Genomic DNA, 14,952 nt, shown 5'->3' with positions numbered 1-14,952 from the left:
CCGGACGGGGGCGCCCTCCCCGGATGGTCAGACGCCTTCCCCGGGCGGCCGGGCCCCCGCCAGCTCCGCCTTCAGCGCGGCGGGGGTGGTGACGGGCATCCTGCAGGTGAAGCCGCGGCAGACGTAGGCGGCCGGCGCGCCGCCCACCAGGCCGCGGCCGGCCAGCAGCGGAACCTCCTCCGCGGCGGGCTCGCCGAGCGCCAGGACCAGGCCCGGCACGGGCGAGAGCAGGGCCGCCCGGTGCAGGGCCGCCGTCGCGGGGTCGTCCGCCGGGCCCACGACCGCGACCTCGATCGGGCCGGAGACGGCCGCCTGGGCCGCGGCCAGGCCCCAGCCGGCGAACCGCGCGTGCTTGCCGGCCAGGACCGTCACCGTGCCGAGGGCCGCCTCGGCCGCCTCCCGGTGCCGGGCCGAGCCGGTCAGCGCCGCGTACGACAACAGCGCCCCGGCGGCGGCGAACTGGCCGGAGGGGGTGGCGTTGTCGGTGGGGTCCTGCGGGCGCTGGAAGAGCCGCTCGGCGTCGTCCGCGGTGTCGAAGAACCCGCCCGAGCCGTCGGAGAAGCGGGTCAGCACGGCCTCCAGCAGAGACCCGGCCCGGTGGAACCAGCGGGTCTCGCCCGTCACCCCGTACAGGGTGAGCAGGCCCTCCGCCAGGTCGGCGTAGTCTTCCAGGACACCCGCGTTGGTGCCCGCCCGGCCGTCACGGGACGTGCGCAACAGCCGGTCACCGTCCAGGTGGACCTCGTCGAGCAGCACCGCGGCCGCCCGCGCGGCCTCCACCAGGTCCGGCCGGTCGAACAGGGCGCCCGCCTCGGCGAGGGCGGCGACGGTCAGGCCGTTCCAGGCGGCCACCACCTTGTCGTCGCGGCCGGGGCGCACCCGCCGGGCCCGCGCGGCCAGCAGCGCGGAGCGGACCCGGGCGAACCGCTCGGCGTCGTCGGGATCGGCCAGGAGCTGGAGGACCGAGGTGCCGTGCTCGAACGTCCCGGTCACCTCGAACAGGGCGACCGCCCAGGCGCCGTCCTCCTCGCCGAGGACCTCGCGGATCTCCTCGGGCGTCCAGACGTAGAACTTGCCCTCCACGCCCTCGCTGTCGGCGTCCAGCGCCGAGGCGAAGCCCCCCTGGGGGGTGCGCATCTCGGCCAGCAGCCAGTCGGCCGTCTCCAGCGCGATCCGCCGGCCCAGGACCGAGCCGGTGGAGCGCCACCAGTGCGCGTAGACCCGCAGCAGCAGCGCGTTGTCGTAGAGCATCTTCTCGAAGTGCGGCACCACCCAGCCGGCGTCCACGCTGTACCGGGCGAAGCCGCCGCCGAGCTGGTCGTAGATGCCGCCCCTGGCCATGGCCTCCAGCGTCCGGCTCGCCATCGTCGTCGCCGCGGTCGCGGTCGCCCGCGACTCCCGGTCGCCCTCCCCACCCGGGGCGCCCGCCCCGGCGGCGTACCGCAGCAGGAACTCCAGCGCCATCGACGGCGGGAACTTGGGCGCCCCGCCGAAACCGCCGCGCACCGGGTCGAAGGACTCGGCCAGGCTGTGCACCGCGAGCGCGAGCGTGCCGGGCGTGGGCACCGGTCCGGACGGCAGCGCCGAGCGCTCGTTCAGCGCCTCCACGATCTTCGAGCCCTGCTCCAGCACCGCCTGCCGGTCGTTCCGCCAGACGCTGGAGACGCCGGCCAGCAGCCGCTGGAACTGCGGCCGGGGAAAGTAGGTGCCGGTGTAGAAGGGGTGCCCCTCGGGGGTGGCGAAGACCGTCATCGGCCACCCGCCCTGGCCGGTCATGGCCTGGGTGGCGGCCATGTAGACCGCGTCGACGTCGGGACGCTCCTCGCGGTCGACCTTGACGTTGACGAAGTGCTCGTTCATCAGCGAGGCCGTGCCCTCGTCCTCGAACGACTCGTGGGCCATCACGTGGCACCAGTGGCAGGCGGAGTAACCGACGGAGATCAGCAGCGGCACATCCCGCCGCCGGGCCTCGGCGAAGGCCTCCTCACCCCACTCGAACCACGCGACGGGATTGTCGGCGTGCTGGAGCAGGTAGGGGGAGGTCGCACTGCCAAGCCTGTTCATAAGGCCAGGCTCTCACACGGTCAGAACAGGACGACGCGGGTGAGGAGCACCTGCTGATTCTTCCGATCGATCCGGTATTCGGCGATGCCGTATCCCTTGGGGATGAGGATCTCGCGCCAGTCGGGGTCGGCTCCGACCTGGTCACTGCCAGTGAGCCACGGGTCCTCGCAGATGGCAACGGTCAGTGCCGCCACAGTCGAGAACACTTCGGCCGAGACCGATGGGTCGGCGAGCGTGTCAGCCACGGCCTCGGACGGGACCACAGGTCATAGGCCATCTTCGTTCACTGGACGCCGTGCTCCTGCCGTCGGCGTAGGACCTCGTCCATGGTGGTAGTGGGAAGAGTCCCAGCTTCGGCCGCCGCTCGGATGCGGTCACGGTCGGGATCGGTGTCGAGCATCGTCCGCCCCCACCAGGCGTTGAGCACGCCATCCAGCTCAGGGCCCTGCTGGGCTTCGAGAAGTTCGGCGAAGAACTGAGCACGGCGGCTGCCTCGCAAGGCGCTGGAGATGCCGCCGATCGTGCGTGGCACCCTGGGGCCATCCGCTGGGCCGCTGTGGACAGGCTGAGCGCTCATGACACCACCTTTCATGGCGTCAGACTACGTCGCGCTCTCAGCTGCTCACAGGAATCCCGCGGTACCGGTGGCGGACGGAGATCAGCGGCGGCACGTCCCGTCCCGGACGGGCCGGGCGGTGGGGGAGGTGTGCTCATGAGACTTCGGGCGTAGGCTCACTGCACGTGGATCTCGACTTCGTGTGTGTGCACGCCGGCAGGCCGGCCTCCGGGCTGACCCGGCGTGATGTGGCTCGTGCCCTGCTCGCGGTGCCGTCCGGGGTGGCGCTGGTGGCCCTCCCCGACCTGCGGCGGGCGCTGATGGCGGCGGGGAACCCGCTCTCGCCGCCCTTCTGGGAGTCCGCCAAGGCGACGCTCGGCGCGATCGAGTCCGGTGTCGCCACGGTGGGGGACGTACAACGCTGGATGGAGTCCACGGGCACCGAGCCGCTCCTGCTCACCCGCGGCTTCTTCGTCTGGCCCGAGGAGGACGAGCGCGGTCCGGTCGGCCGGGAGATGTTCGCCCGGCTGGTCGCCTACCTGGAGGAGCGGGTCACCGCCGGGGAGATCGACCCCGACGCGCTCGCCCGGGGCGACGAGGCGGCCAGGGAGCGATACACCGGCATCCAGGAGAGCTGGCTGTCCAGCCCGCTGCCCGACGGGCGGGTGCCCGTGGACGCGGTCAGCGAGGAGCAGGACGAGGAACTCGTCGCCGCCTGGGACGAGGAGGAGGCGTTCGCGCTCAGCGAGCTGCGCCGCATCCTCGCCGAGCTGCCCGCCCCGGAGCGGCCTGTCAGGGAGCTGCGGGCCGCGGCCGCGCGGCTGCGCGAGGTGCTCACCCGGCCCGGCTACCCCGGCAACGTGCTGCGGGCCTGCGCGGGGTACGAGGGCGAGCCGTTGCCCGCCGACGACGAGGAGCTCTGGTTGAGCGTCACGGCGGGCATCGCGGGGCCGATCTCCGACCTGCCCGAGGAGAACGACCGGCTGGAGGTCTTCTCCGACCTGGACCATGAGCTCAGCCACGAGGACGCGGTGCTGGCCGCGCTGTGCGCCATCCACCACGCCGACTGGCTGGCCGCGGTCGCCGCGCTCGCCAGGCGCGGTCCGGGGGTACTGGCCTCGCCCGAGCGGATCGCCCGGCTCATCGCCGAGTCGGAGGACATCGACGTCGATCTGGACGAGCCGGAGGACCTGGAGGCCGCCGAGACGCTCTTCAGCTCGGTCACCCCGCTCTGGGCGTGCCTGGGAATCGTCGACCGCACCGAGGTGCTCACCCCGCTGGGCCGCTGGGGTCTGCCCAAGGCGCTGGAGCGTGCCTGGTCTCACTCGTCCGACGGCTGACCCTCAAAGGTCCCCGCCGGCCCCGGGAGGCCCGCCGCGGCGCCCGGAGGGCTTCGCGGGAGGCTCCGTCAGGAGGTCTCCTCCTCCAGGAGGTCGGCGTAGTGGTCGGGCACCAGGTCCCGGTATTCGGGGTGGCGCCGGATGTATCCGGCGATGAACGGGCACAGCGGCACGACCGACCGTCCCGCCGAGCGGCCGGCGTCCAGGGCGCCCACGGCCAGGCGGCTGCCCAGGCCCTTGCCCTCGAACTCCGAGGCGATCTCCGTGTGGGTGAAAATGATCTTCCCGGCCCGGAGGCGGTACGCGGCGAATCCGGCGATCTCACCGTCCACCAGGATCTCGAAGCGGGAAGCTCCGGGGTTGTCGGAGACCTTGATGTCGTTGTCGGCCATTGCCGTCCTCGGGGGTATGGGCCGGCGCGGCGAGGGGCCGGCGCGGCGACCGCGGTGGGCGGAGGTCTGGGGTGACGCGGCCTAGGAGGCGGTGGTGCTGCCGTTCTGCTCGCGCAGCTCGTCGCGGATCTCGGCCTCGGAGGGGACCTCGATCCTGGAGATCTGCTTCCGCATCGACTTGATGAGGAGATAGAGGGCGAGCCCGAGCCCCGCGACGACGAGGAACCCCACCAGACCGGGGCTGACGTCACCTTGGGTGACGGTGTCGAATGCAATCACACTTCAAGTCTGCCACCGCCACCCCGTGGTCGTGTCAGTGGCAGGCGGGCGAGACCTCCTCCGCGTGGATGCCGGTGAACAGGTCGTCCTCGGGAAGCTCGATGTCGACGAGCGAGCGGGCCAGGTGGTAGTCCTCGGTCGGCCAGATCTCGCGCTGCAGCTCGATCGGGCAGACGAACCAGAAGCCGTCGGGGTCGACCTGCGTGGCGTGCGCGAGCAGCGCCCTGTCACGGGTCTCGAAGTAGTCGCCGCACGGCACGCGGGTCGTCACCGGCCACTTCTGCGGGCGGTCCTCCCAGCGGGAGATCCAGTCGGCGTACGGGGAACCGATGCCGCGGGCGGTCATCGCCTCGTGCAGCGCCTCGAACCGGTCCTTGGTGAAGCCCATGTGGTAGTAGAGCTTGAGGGGCTGCCAGGGCTCGCCGGCGCCCGGGTAGCGGTCGGGGTCGCCGGCCGCCTCGAAGGCCTCCACCGAGACGCGGTTGGTCATGATGTGGTCGGGGTGCGGGTAGCCGCCGTCGTCGTCGTAGGTGAGGATGACGTGCGGCCTGAACTCGCGGACCGCGGCGACGAGCGGTGCCGAGGCGACCTCCAGCGGCTGCAGGGCGAAGCAGCCTTCGGGCAGCGGCTCGCTCTCGTCCTCGGGCAGGCCCGAGTCGACGAACCCCAGGAAGCGCTGCCGCACGCCGAGGATCTCGCGCGCGCGCTCCATCTCCAGCCGCCGGACCTCGGCGATGTTCTCAAGGATGTCCGGACGTTCCATCTTCGGGTTCAGGATCGACCCGCGCTCTCCCCCGGTGAGAGTACATACCAGCACGTCCACGCCCTCCGCGACATAGCGCGCCATCGTGGCGGCACCCTTGCTCGACTCGTCGTCGGGGTGCGCGTGAACGGCCATCAGCCTGAGTGGTGCACTCACGGGCTCGGTCTCTCCTCTATATCGGTCGCGCTTCGGCTCGTTGGTGTCGGCTCGCGGGCGGCCCGCCTCACCGTGCCGCCCGTTCGGCTCGCCGGGGTGCCGTACGCTCCCTTGGCTTGATTCACTCTAGAGAGAGGTTAGTTTCTCTTGGGCGGTCACGAGGGCAAGGCCCCCGCAGGGGACAATTGTCTCGGACAACGCCGAGGTAGTGCAGGGAGATTCCGTCATGGCCACCAGCGAGGCCGGGAAGGGCCGGTACGACGGTCCCGTTCTCGGCACCCCGGGCGACTTCCCCGACCGTCCGGAGCGCCGGGGGCGGCTCGTCGTCCACGTGGTGATCGCGATCCTGTGCGCCGTGTGCGCCGGAGGGTGGGGCTACGTGATGTGGGCGTCGAAGGGAGACACCGAGGTCATCGACCAGGTCATCGCCTTCGACGTCAGTCGCGGCGATTCTGTGCAGATCACCTTCGAGGTGTTCAAACCGGCCGACCGGGCGGCGCTCTGCCGGCTGCGGGCCACGGATGTCGATCATGTCGAGGTCGGCAGCAGGGAGGTCGAGATCCCCGCCGGCGAGGGGCATGCGCGCCTTACCGAACGGCTAGAGACCAGTGCTCAGGCCACTTCGGCTCACGTGCACTACTGCCATCTCGTATAGTGAGACATTTGGGGAAGCGTTCGAACGGTTAACTTGTTAGCCTTTCGAGATTCGACCGTGCGCTACCCATGTAGGAAGCCCCCAAAGAGGAAGCAAGGAGAACCCGTGGCCGACTCCCACAACGAGAGCGTCACCTGGCTCACTCAGGAGGCGTACGACCGCCTGAAGGCGGAGTTTGAGTACCTCTCGGGGCCCGGGCGCGTCGACATCGCCAAGAAGATCGAGGCCGCCCGCGAAGAGGGCGACCTGAGGGAGAACGGCGGCTACCACGCCGCCAAGGACGAGCAGGGCAAGATGGAGGCCCGCATCTTCCACCTCCGCCAGATTCTCGACTCGGCCAAGGTCGGCGAGGCGCCCCGCACCGAGGGCGTGGTCGGTCCTGGTATGACCGTCACCGTCCGTTTCGAGGGTGAGGACGAGGAGGTCGCCTTCCTGCTGGCCTCCCGCGAGGAGAGCGGCGCCCCGATCGACGTGTACTCGCCCAAGTCGCCTCTGGGCGCGGCCATCAACGGCAAGAAGATCGGCGAGAAGGCCACCTACACCATGCCGAACGGCCGCTCGAACACGGTCGAGATCATCGAGGCCGTGCCGTACATCGGCAACTGACCTCACCTGACTCCACTGATCCGCCGGGATGTCGGTCCCGGCGGATCGCTGTGTCATGGCAGGGTTCACGGGTCCGGGGATTCGACGATGACGACCACCGCATTGCGGGTTGGTCGTGTTTTGCCGTGTTCGCGTGCATCATCGCGCCGGGTGCGGCACCCTCGTAGGGCTGGTTACGGTGGGGAAGGGGAGATGTCGTGTTCGAGCGGCGGACGCGTTTCTCCGACGTGATCCGCGAGGCCCGCATGGATCTCGCCTACCGCCCCCGCTTCCGGTACGGCCACCGCACCATCCGGGTGATGAGACGCTCCGTCCCGGTCATCGCCGTCCTTCTCGTCGCCGTGCTCGTCACCGACCTGGCGGTCCTCGCCCAGATGCCGGAGCCGGGCCCGGAGGAGGTCTCCGTACGCACGTCCGTCGCCACGGGGCCCGTCGACGGGGCACTGCCCGCGCGCTCGGCGGCCCCGGTCCAGGGCGGCGCGGTCCAGGCCCCGTCCACGCCCGCCCCGGTGGCGCCGCTGACCTCGATGCGGCAGCCGCACCTGTTCGTCGTCACGCAGAAGCCGCTCAGCGCCGAGGTCGTGGCGCGGATCGCCCAGGTCTCCGGGGTGCGCGCGGTGGAGCGCGCCGATGCCGCCGAGGTGATCCTGGACGGCAAGCGGGTGCAGACGCTGGGGGTGAACCCCTCGACCTTCCGCGCCTACACCCCCGCGCCCACCGCGCGCTCCGACCGCCTGTGGCGCAACATCGCCGCCGGAGAGGTCGCCGTCTCCTTCGTGCTCGGCAACGACGGAGGCATGCCGCTCGGCAAGACCTTCGTCACCGCCGGGCGGAGCCTGCGGGTGGGCGCCTACGCCACGATGGGCATGGGCGCCATCGACGCCGTGGTCTCCCGTGACACCGCCCGCGCGCTGGGCATCCCGGAGAACAACGCGCTCGTGGTGAGCGCCCCCAAGACCGACTCGGCCAAGCTGCGCCGCACCCTGCTGCGCCTGCTGCCCAAGGACGGGCAGATCGCGGTGATCAACCCGGTTCTGGTCACCCCCCGCCGGACGACCTGGTCGGCGTCCTCCTTCATGACCGCCGACCAGATCCGGACCGCGCTCACCGCCGCGGCCGGCAAGCTCGGCCGCCCGTACGTCTGGGGGGCCGAGGGGCCCGACACCTTCGACTGCTCGGGCCTGGTTCAGTGGGCCTACGCCCAGGCGGGGATCAAGGTCCCCCGCGTGACGCACCAGCAGTTCGTCGCGGGCCCGCAGATCCCGCTCGACCGGGCCCAGCCCGGTGACCTGCTGTTCTGGCGGCACGATCCGACCAACCCCGGCTACGTCTCGCACGTGGCGATCTACTGGGGTGACGGCAAGATGCTGCACGCCCCCCGCACCGGCGACGTGGTCAAGATCAGCCCCGTCACCACCCGGAACTTCGCGGGGGCCGTGCGGATCAGCCCGACGGTCGCCGCCCGCGTCCGCTAGGCCTCGCCCGCAGCGCGGGCACGGAGAGGACGAGCCGCGTCCGGTCTTCGCCTTCCCGCGCTCGCGCAGTCCCCGCAGCACAGGGGTGGATCGTCGCCGTTCCCGGACTCCGGGAACACCGCCGGGGCCCCGGGAGCGGCACTGGCCTCCCCCGTAGCGGAGTTGTAATCTCGATTACATGAATAATGAAGAAGCAGCGGAAAAGCTGCGCGGCTGGTTCTCCGGGCGGCTGCCCGGAGAGTGGTTCGAAGGGCGCCCCGAGATCGTGCTGGACCGCGAGGAGATCACGGTGATCGGCAGGCTCCCGGCGCCCGAATTCGGGGACGACGTCTCCGAGGCCGAGCGCGCCGCCACGGTCGAGGGCGGCATCCAGCGCTTCCGCGAGGAGAGCAGGGAGCGGCGGGTCGAGATCGCCCTGGAGGCCGAGCATCGCTTCCGCCGGAAGGTCTCCTGGGGCGTCGCCGTGGGCGACGAGAAAGTGATGTTCACCACACTTTCGGTGCCCGTGATGACCAGGCTCCGCCAGTCGGAGCGCCGCGTGCTCGACACCCTCGTCGCCGCCGGGGTGGCCCGCAGCCGGAGTGACGCGCTCGCCTGGTGTGTGCGCCTGGTGGGCAAGCACACCGACACCTGGCTGGCCGATCTGCGAGACGCGCTCCAGCATGTCGACCGGGTGCGGGCCGCGGGTCCCGACGTCAATTCCTGAGTACAGGAGGGGAAATCGCCGGGAAATTGGTCTGAACCTGTCGGGGAATTGGTTTAGACCACCGTCGGTGGCCTATACCACTGCCGGAAAGGCTCTCTTTAATCTCGCTTCTTTTGGGTAGGCACACCGGAACGACGTGCCTCCTGCCAGGCTATATGCCGCCGGTCATGGTCGGACCGGGGGCCGCCGCAACGCCTGGTCGCCCTAATTCACTGGTCTACGCCAATTGGATTCGGTGTGCTTTCGTCGTTGATGATGCTTTGGCCCGGAGAAGTGTAAAGGAGCCCCATCAGTGTCCGTTACCGTGGACGTAACCGCCTCCAGCCCGACCACTCATACCGAGCTGGCCGAGTGGGTCAAGGAGATCGCCGAGCTGACCCAGCCGGACCGGATCGAATGGTGTGACGGCTCCGAAGCCGAGTGGACGCGCCTGACGAACCTGCTGGTCGAGCGGGGGACCCTCAAGCGCCTGGCCAAGCGGCAGAACAGCTTCTACGCCGCCTCCGACCCCAGTGACGTCGCCCGTGTCGAGGACAGGACCTACATCTGCTCCGAGCGCGAGGAGGACGCCGGCCCGACCAACAACTGGATCGCCCCCGCCGAGATGCGCCGGACCTTCGGCGAGATCTTCCGGGGCTGCATGCGCGGCCGGACCATGTACGTCGTGCCGTTCTGCATGGGCCCGCTGGGCGGCGAGATCTCACAGCTCGGCGTCGAGATCACCGACTCGCCGTACGTGGCCGTGTCGATGCGCGTCATGACCCGGATGGGCGAGGACGCCCTGCGGCTGATCGAGCAGCGCGGCGACTACGTCAAGGCCGTGCACTCGGTCGGCGCCCCGCTGAAGCCCGGCCAGGCCGACGTGCCGTGGCCGTGCAACGCCACCAAGTACATCAGCCACTTCCCCGAGACCCGCGAGATCTGGTCCTACGGCTCCGGCTACGGCGGCAACGCCCTGCTCGGCAAGAAGTGCTACGCGTTGCGCATCGCCAGCACGATGGCCCGCGACGAGGGCTGGCTGGCCGAGCACATGCTCATCCTCAAACTCACCCCGCCCTCCGGGGAGACGCGCTATGTCGCGGCGGCCTTCCCGAGCGCCTGCGGCAAGACGAACCTGGCCATGCTCCAGCCGACCATCCCGGGCTGGAAGGTCGAGACGATCGGCGACGACATCGCCTGGATGCGCTTCGGCGAGGACGGCCGCCTGCACGCCATCAACCCCGAGGCGGGCTTCTTCGGCGTCGCCCCCGGCACCGGCGAGTCCACCAACGCCAACGCGATCAAGACGCTCTGGGGCAACAGCATCTTCACCAACGTCGCCCTCACCGACGACGGCGACGTGTGGTGGGAGGGCCTCACCGACGAGCCCCCGGCGCACCTGACCGACTGGAAGGGCCGCGACTGGACCCCGGACAGCCCGGAGCCCGCCGCCCACCCCAACGCCCGCTTCACCGTCCCGGCCGGGCAGTGCCCGACGATCGCCCCCGAGTGGCAGGACCCCAGGGGGGTGCCGATCTCCGCGATCCTGTTCGGTGGGCGCCGGGCCAGCGCGGTGCCCCTGGTGACCGAGGCGCTGAGCTGGCAGCACGGCGTCTTCATCGGGGCCAACATCGCTTCGGAGAAGACCGCCGCCGCCGAGGGCAAGGTCGGTGAGCTGCGCCGCGACCCGTTCGCGATGCTGCCCTTCTGCGGTTACAACATGGGCGACTACTTCGCCCACTGGATCAGGATCGGGCAGCGCGAGGGCGCCCGGCTGCCGCGCATCTACTACGTGAACTGGTTCCGCAAGAACGAGAAGGGCGAGTTCATCTGGCCCGGCTTCGGGGAGAACAGCCGGGTCCTGAAGTGGATCGTCGACCGCCTCAACGGCCGGGCGGAGGCGGTGCGGACCCCGATCGGCCTGCTCCCCGCCGAGCTCGACACCGAGGGCCTCGACATCTCCGGGGAGGACCTGCGGACGCTGCTCAGCGTCGACGAGGAGGTGTGGCGGCAGGAGGCGGCGCTCATCCCCGACTTCTTCCGGACCTTCGGCGACCACCTGCCCAAGGAGCTCTGGGAGGAGTACGAGGCGCTCGTCGCCCGCCTCGGCTGAGACCTCTCACCCGGCCGGGAAGCCTCTCGCCCGGCCGGGCGCGCCGTCCGCCGTTCACCTCGGCGACCCGGACGGTTGCCGGCCCGCTCCGCCCGTACCGCCCGTACCGGGACCGCGCCCGCGGGAGCCCGGGGCGCCGCCGGCCGGGCAGAACTTCTGTGGTCTTCCTCGCGTCTACCCGATTCAGACGGGTACGGCGCGTAGCCCGTTTCCCCTTTCGCAGAGGAGGCGGGCATGCTTGTCGCCCTGATCTTCGCCGCGGCCGTTCTCGGCCTGGTCGGCGCCATCTGGGCCTCGGCTTCGGCGGTGCGCGGGGAATACGCCCGGGTCCGGGCCGTCACCTCCGGTTACTACGGCGGGCCGCTGTACCGGTACGACCTCGCGTACCTCTCCGGCGGCCCGCGTCGCGTGGTCAACACCGCGATCGCCGTGCTGTCGCGTGTGGGCGCCGTCCGGGTGTCGCGGGGCGGCCGGGTCAGCCTGGTCGCCGGGGCGGCGCCGTCCCCCGTCCCGATGGAGCAGGCACTCATGGAGGCTCTGCGGGTCCGGGGGGGCTCCGGCGACCTCGGGGAACTGCGCCGTGCGATGGCGGAGGGACCGGCGATGCGGAAGCTGAACGACCGCATGCTGAAACTGGGCCTGATCGTGCCCGACGGCGCGCTGGACCGCCTCGGGAAACCGCTGAAACGGCTCCACGTCGTCTCGATCCTCGGGCTGGTCGCTCACGTGGTCGGTTTCATCGGCGCGTTCGTCACCCATGAGCCCGGCAGCAAGGGCATCACCGCCAGCGGGATATTCATCACGGCCGCGGGTGTCGGCCTGGTATCCGGGACGAGCGGAGGCATCGCCCACCGTGACCACCGGCGCGCCCTGCGCGATGTGCTGAGCCGGGCCGGGCGCGACGCGCTCGACTCCGCCCGCCGGACCTACCGGAAGGGCATCCGCCCCGTCACCCCCGACCTGGCCTTCGCCGTCGCCGTCCCCATCGCCCTGTACGGGCTGGACGAGCTTCGCGACCCCATCCTGCGGGAGGAGCTCGGACGTGAGACCGCCCGGGCCGAGGACGGGTGCGCCACCGGGTTCTGCGGGGGTGGCTCCCCGTCGTCGAGTACGGGCGAGTCGGGCTCGGGCTGCTGGGGCGAGGGCGACGGCGGCTGCGGCGGGTGCGGCGGTGGGTGCGGCGGCTGCGGCGGGTGACCGTCTCCCGCGTGACCGTCTCCCGCGTGCCCGGCCTTCCACGTGCCCGTCTCCCGCGTGCCCGGCCTTCCACGTGGCCGGACCGGCGGGGGCGGCCGGGCGGAGGCGGACTCGGCCTGAAGAGGACCGAAACTTATGCCCCGCCCCGCGCGTCTACTTCTTTACCCGGGACGTGACCCGTACGGCCCGTTCCCCCCGTCCCCCAGGAGGCGGACATGCACGTCGCCCTGTTCGTCGTCGCATTCATTCTCAGCGCGCTCGTCAACGCCGCGGGCGTGGCCGTGGTCCGCGAGCACAACCGGGTCCGCTCGACGGTGTCCGGCTACCGTGGCGGGCCGTTGAGCCCGTACGAGCTCGCGTACCTCTCCGGCGGCCCGCGCCGTGTGATCAACACCGCGATCGCCCTGCTGTCCAGAGGCGGGGCCGTCCGGGTGTCGCGAGGCGGCCAGATCAGCCTGGTCGCCGGGGCGGCGCCGTCCCCCGACCCGATCGAGCACGCGGTCATGGAGGCCCTCCGCCTCCGCGGCGGCTCCGGCGGCCTGGGGGAGCTGCGCCGCGCGGTGGCGGAGGGGCGGGAGATGGAAGGGCTGCGCTACCGCCTGCTGGGCCTGGGGCTGATCATCCCCGACGGGGCGATGGGGCACGCGCGGACGTTGCTGAACCGGCTCCTGGCCGTCTCGTTCCTCCCGGTGGCCGTGGTGCTGGGTATCCTCGTCTCCGGTGCCTCCACCGGGATCTTCGGCATCATCACGCCGCTCATATACGTGATAGCGGGGATCGGAGGATTCACCACCTACTTCCGCTACCGGCGGATGCTGCGCGGTGTGCTGAGCAGGACCGGATACGACGTGCTCGGCGCCGCCCGCAGAACCCACGTGCCGGGCGCCCGCCCCGTCACCCCCGATCTGGCCTTCGCCGTCGGCGTTCCCGTCGCCCTGTACGGGCTGGGCGAGCTCGGCGACCCCCACCTGCAGGAGGAGCTCGAGCGCGGCGCCGCGAACGGCTCGGCCGGGTGCGCCGCGGGCGCCTGCGGGGGCGGGAGCGGGGGCGACTCCTCCTTCGGCGGGGGCGGCGACTTCGGCTCCGGCGGGTGGGGCGACTCCGGCGGTGGATCAAGCGACTCCGGGGGCGGGTCGGGCGACTCGGGCGGCGGGTCCAGTTGCGGGTCCGGGTCCGGCTGCGGTGGTGGGTGCGGTGGTGGGTGCGGCGGATGAGCCCTTCCCGCGCCCTTTCGGAGGTCCGGCCTCCGGCGAGGCGACCGGGAGGGCGACGGCGGAGCGACCCGGACGATCGTGGAGCGGGAACGGAGGTGGTGGTCCGATGGCGGCTGAGCCTCGGGCGCTGGGTGTGGGCATCGGCTGGCGGCCGGAGATCGACCTGACCGTGGAGCGGTTGCCCGGAGTCGACTTCGTCGAGGTCATCGCGGAGAACGTGCGACCCGATCGGCTCCCCGAGTCGCTGCGCGTGCTGCGCGGCCGGGGGACGCCGGTGATCCCGCACGGGGTGGGGCTGGGCGTCGGCGGCGCCGAACCCCCCGACCCGGGGCGGCTGGCCCACCTGGCGGCCTGCGCGCGAGCCCTGGAGGCGCCCCTGGTCAGCGAGCATCTCGCCTTCGTCCGGGCGGGCGGCATGGAGGCCGGTCACCTACTGCCGGTCCCGCGTACCAGGGCCGCGCTCTCCGTCGTCGCCGAGAACGTGCGGCGGGCGCAGGACGCGCTGCCCGTCCCGCTGGCGCTGGAGAACGTGGCGGCGCTGTTCGGCTGGCCGGAGGACGAGATGACCGAGGCCCAGTTCCTCGGCGAGCTGGTCGAGATGACCGGTGTCGGGCTCCTGATCGACGTGGCCAACCTCTACACCAACCAGGTCAACCTGGGCCTGTCGGCCACCGAGGCGCTCGACCGCCTGCCGCTGTCCGCGCTGGCCTACGTCCACGTCGCCGGAGGTCACTCCCGCGACGGCCTGTGGCACGACACCCACACCGCGTACGTCCCCGACGACGTGCTGGGCATCCTGTCCGAGCTGTGCGCACGGGTCGACCCGCCCGGCGTGCTGCTCGAATGGGACGACGACTACCCCAGCGACGACGCGCTCGACGCGGAGCTCGGCCGGATCCGCGGCGCGATGGCCCGTGTCTGAGAACGGCCGTCCCGTGTCAGGGCGCCCGCTGCCGGAGCGCGAGCGACCCGAGGGGGAGGACCGGCGGTCCGCGGCGCAGGGCGGGCGGCCCGGGGGCGGGGCTGAGCGGGCCGGGGCCGGAGCCGGGGCTGAGCGGGCCGGGGCGGCGGGCGGGGAGGCCGAGACGGGGAACGCCGCCCGTGAGGCTCTGGCGAGCGCCCAGGCCGAGCTGCTGGCCTCCCTGGTGGCCGGGCGGGAGGCGCCGCCCGGGTTCGACCGGCAGCGGCTGCGGGTCCAGGAGTACAGCCTGATCGCCAAGCGGCGCCGGATTGTGGCCAGGCACCGGCCCGACCTGGTCGAGGCGCTCGGCGGCGACTTCGCCCGGGAGTTCGAGGCCTACGCCCGGGGCCGTCCCAAGCCGCCCGGCGGCTCCCACGCCGACGTCCGCGACTTCGCCGAGCGGCTCCGCGCCGCGGGCCGGTTGCCGGAGGCGCCGGCCGACCGGGAGCCCGGCCCCGCGCCCGGCCGGTGGTCGCGGCTCTTCCGGCGCCGCTGA

General features: G+C 71.9%; 16 protein-coding genes. 10 read left to right on the top strand and 6 right to left on the bottom strand.

The features are described from left to right. Positions 1-27 precede the first annotated feature (27 nt). The 3 genes from ABD841_RS09860 to ABD841_RS09850 are packed head-to-tail and all read right to left on the bottom strand — an operon-like array spanning position 28 to position 2,641. On the bottom strand, positions 28-2,064 hold the full coding sequence (locus ABD841_RS09860) for a thioredoxin domain-containing protein (protein WP_344969956.1): 2,037 nt from the start codon (positions 2,062-2,064) through the stop codon (positions 28-30). A 20-nt stretch (positions 2,065-2,084) separates the two neighbouring features. Beyond that, positions 2,085-2,309 (bottom strand): hypothetical protein, encoded by a 225-nt coding sequence (locus tag ABD841_RS09855; RefSeq protein ID WP_344969954.1) that lies wholly within the window; start codon positions 2,307-2,309, stop codon positions 2,085-2,087. 38 nt (positions 2,310-2,347) lie between these two features. Continuing rightward, entirely contained in the window at positions 2,348-2,641 is a 294-nt protein-coding gene (locus tag ABD841_RS09850; protein ID WP_344969953.1) for a hypothetical protein, read from the bottom strand. Positions 2,642-2,805: 164 nt separating this feature from the next. Here ABD841_RS09850 and ABD841_RS09845 point away from each other — a divergent pair, with 164 nt between their 5' ends. After that, entirely contained in the window at positions 2,806-3,960 is a 1,155-nt protein-coding gene (locus ABD841_RS09845; protein ID WP_344969952.1) for a hypothetical protein, read from the top strand. 68 nt (positions 3,961-4,028) lie between these two features. Here ABD841_RS09845 and ABD841_RS09840 read toward each other — a convergent pair whose 3' ends face one another. The 3 genes from ABD841_RS09840 to mca all read right to left on the bottom strand — a co-directional run bounded on the left by ABD841_RS09840 (position 4,029) and on the right by mca (position 5,550). Further along, positions 4,029-4,352, bottom strand: coding sequence for a GNAT family N-acetyltransferase (locus ABD841_RS09840; protein WP_344969950.1), 324 nt, complete (start codon positions 4,350-4,352; stop codon positions 4,029-4,031). A gap of 81 nt (positions 4,353-4,433) precedes the next feature. Continuing rightward, on the bottom strand, positions 4,434-4,631 hold the full coding sequence (locus ABD841_RS09835) for a hypothetical protein (RefSeq protein WP_344969949.1): 198 nt from the start codon (positions 4,629-4,631) through the stop codon (positions 4,434-4,436). A 34-nt stretch (positions 4,632-4,665) separates the two neighbouring features. Further along, a complete protein-coding gene (mca, locus tag ABD841_RS09830; RefSeq protein WP_344969947.1) occupies positions 4,666-5,550 on the bottom strand; it encodes a mycothiol conjugate amidase Mca in 885 nt (294 codons plus the stop codon). Positions 5,551-5,776: 226 nt separating this feature from the next. Between mca and ABD841_RS09825 the strand changes: the two genes are divergently transcribed. The 9 genes from ABD841_RS09825 to ABD841_RS09785 all read left to right on the top strand — a co-directional run bounded on the left by ABD841_RS09825 (position 5,777) and on the right by ABD841_RS09785 (position 14,952). Beyond that, complete coding sequence (locus ABD841_RS09825; RefSeq protein ID WP_344969946.1) at positions 5,777-6,205, top strand: DUF4307 domain-containing protein; 429 nt, start codon at positions 5,777-5,779, stop codon at positions 6,203-6,205. A 105-nt stretch (positions 6,206-6,310) separates the two neighbouring features. After that, positions 6,311-6,811, top strand: coding sequence for a transcription elongation factor GreA (gene greA, locus ABD841_RS09820; RefSeq protein WP_344969945.1), 501 nt, complete (start codon positions 6,311-6,313; stop codon positions 6,809-6,811). A gap of 197 nt (positions 6,812-7,008) precedes the next feature. Beyond that, positions 7,009-8,286 carry a C40 family peptidase gene (locus ABD841_RS09815; protein WP_344969943.1) on the top strand — a complete coding sequence of 426 codons (1,278 nt, stop codon included), beginning with the start codon at positions 7,009-7,011 and terminating at the stop codon, positions 8,284-8,286. A 178-nt stretch (positions 8,287-8,464) separates the two neighbouring features. Then, on the top strand, positions 8,465-8,992 hold the full coding sequence (locus ABD841_RS09810; protein ID WP_344969942.1) for a hypothetical protein: 528 nt from the start codon (positions 8,465-8,467) through the stop codon (positions 8,990-8,992). Between the two features lie 292 nt (positions 8,993-9,284). Further along, a complete protein-coding gene (locus ABD841_RS09805) occupies positions 9,285-11,084 on the top strand; it encodes a phosphoenolpyruvate carboxykinase (GTP) (protein WP_344969940.1) in 1,800 nt (599 codons plus the stop codon). A 234-nt stretch (positions 11,085-11,318) separates the two neighbouring features. Continuing rightward, a complete protein-coding gene (locus ABD841_RS09800; protein ID WP_344969938.1) occupies positions 11,319-12,281 on the top strand; it encodes a TIGR04222 domain-containing membrane protein in 963 nt (320 codons plus the stop codon). 215 nt (positions 12,282-12,496) lie between these two features. Next, positions 12,497-13,495: a TIGR04222 domain-containing membrane protein gene (locus ABD841_RS09795; RefSeq protein WP_344969937.1), complete on the top strand. Its 999-nt coding sequence runs from the start codon at positions 12,497-12,499 to the stop codon at positions 13,493-13,495. 106 nt (positions 13,496-13,601) lie between these two features. After that, positions 13,602-14,417, top strand: coding sequence for an MbnB/TglH/ChrH family RiPP precursor modification enzyme (locus tag ABD841_RS09790; protein ID WP_344969935.1), 816 nt, complete (start codon positions 13,602-13,604; stop codon positions 14,415-14,417). A 13-nt stretch (positions 14,418-14,430) separates the two neighbouring features. After that, the gene (locus ABD841_RS09785; RefSeq protein WP_344969934.1) at positions 14,431-14,952 is read left to right on the top strand and encodes an SCO6045 C-terminal-like domain-containing protein; all 522 of its coding nucleotides are present in this window, start codon (positions 14,431-14,433) and stop codon (positions 14,950-14,952) included.

This window comes from Streptosporangium fragile, assembly GCF_039534445.1.
Taxonomy (GTDB): Bacteria; Actinomycetota; Actinomycetes; order Streptosporangiales; family Streptosporangiaceae; genus Streptosporangium; species Streptosporangium fragile.
The sequence above is the reverse complement of the archived record's forward strand: the minus strand, read 5'-3'. Positions and strand labels throughout refer to the sequence as shown.